Origin of the sequence: Limnofasciculus baicalensis BBK-W-15 (genome assembly GCF_024178385.1) — a bacterium.
Classification (GTDB): Bacteria; Cyanobacteriota; Cyanobacteriia; order Cyanobacteriales; family Coleofasciculaceae; genus Limnofasciculus; species Limnofasciculus baicalensis.
On sequence record NZ_JAMZMM010000673.1, the window covers coordinates 1 to 1,555 of the forward strand.

Annotated in this window: 1 protein-coding gene and 1 pseudogene; both read right to left on the reverse strand. The window is 65.7% G+C overall.

The window, feature by feature from the left end; all coding sequences use genetic code 11:
- Window positions 1-909: glycerophosphodiester phosphodiesterase family protein (locus NJ959_RS29360; RefSeq protein WP_305069173.1), on the reverse strand; the 909-nt coding region annotated here is incomplete at its 3' end.
- Between the two features lie 530 nt (window positions 910-1,439).
- A pseudogene (locus NJ959_RS30920) lies at window positions 1,440-1,555 on the reverse strand (hypothetical protein); the annotation flags it as partial.

The window sequence follows — 1,555 nt, forward strand, 5'->3', positions numbered from 1 at the left end:
GTCGGGGCGCAGCGCGACCGCCTTGACGCCGACGAATTGGCGCTTCCACGGCCCGATGCCGTCGGCGTAGCGCGCGATCTCGGCCAGGCCCGCCGGTGCGACCATGTCGGCGTAGGTGCGACGGTCGCCGCCGGAGATGAAATCCCACGGCGCGCTGTCGGGATCGTTGGGCAGATAGATGCAGTTGCCTGTGGCCAGATCGTTGTCGTAGCACGACAACAGCTGCACGAGGCGCACACCGGTCAGGCCGCGCAGCTGCTTGAGATTGGCGACCTCGAACGACTGCACGATCACCGGGTCGCTCTTGCGGCTCCAGTCGGCGGCCGCCAGCATGTCGGCGAGCTTGCGCTCCAGTGGCAGGTTCTGCTGCTGATGCCAGGTCGGGTGCTTGGTTTCGGGATAGATACCGATGGTGCGGCCGGTGCGCACGGATTCCTTTTTTGCCAGGTCGATGACTTCCTGGAAGGTCGGAATCTCGAAGGCGTCGTTGAAGCGCGGGCTGCGCGAGGCGACGCGTTCGCGCGCACGCAGCTCCTTGATTTCGGCGAGCGTGAAATCCGACGCGAACCAGTCGTCGTACTGCACGCCGTCGATGCTGGCCTTGCGCTTGCGCGTGGCGAACTTGGCGACTGCCGATACGTTGGTCGTGCCGCCGAGCACGGGCTCGTGGCGCGCGATCAGCACGCCATCCCGGGTCGATACGAGGTCCGGCTCGATGAAGTCCGCGCCCATCGCGATGGCGGTGCGATAGGCCTCCAGCGTGTGCTCGGGCAGGTGGCCCGAGGCGCCGCGGTGGCCGATGACCAGCGGCGCGCTGCGGTCGAGAGTCGGAAACTCGGCGGCGCCGACGGGCAGTGCGATGCTGCCGGCCAGCACGAGGACACAAAGGCCACGGCTCAGATTGTTCATGCACAGGTTCCCGAAATAGATGCGGGGAACCGTAGCGGTGCGATATGACGCGACGATGAAGCGGGCGTTGTGGAAATGCGCACGCTGTCGCAGTTGCCGGGGTATGGCGGTTTGGCGTCAGCCGGGCCTTGCACGGCTACGTGCGGGAATCGCAGCGTGTGCTGCGCCGTGTGTAAAGAAGCAAATTTAACTTTGCTGCAATTTATTCTGGTGGCATGGATGGCGGGAAAGTCGCCGGCCTCGAGCAGCGACAGCAATGGAGAGTGCCTGCTGCCGGTGTTTTTCGCGCGCTCCTGCGGCAGAGCGGTTCGACGGATGCTGCGCTCGACGTCATCGCAGCCCGGACCGGGCAGGCGTCGGTCGCGGTGCGCGGATCGTGGGCGGCCGAGGTCCGGTAGGCCTGAATCGAGGCTTTTGTCGGCCGCGGTGCTGCCGCTGTCGGCGACGAACGGGGCCGTGCCGATGCGGGACCGGCACGGCCAGTATGAAAATCATGCTGTTAAACAAGTGGGCGTGTTTTCAACGCAAATTCAGTGGCAGCGGCCGAAACGATCGGGGGCGGCGCCGGGACCGCCACGCAGCCCTGGGGGATTTTCCCAGTTCGTACCGGGGCCGCCACGTGGACCTGGTGGGTTGTTATCGAGAT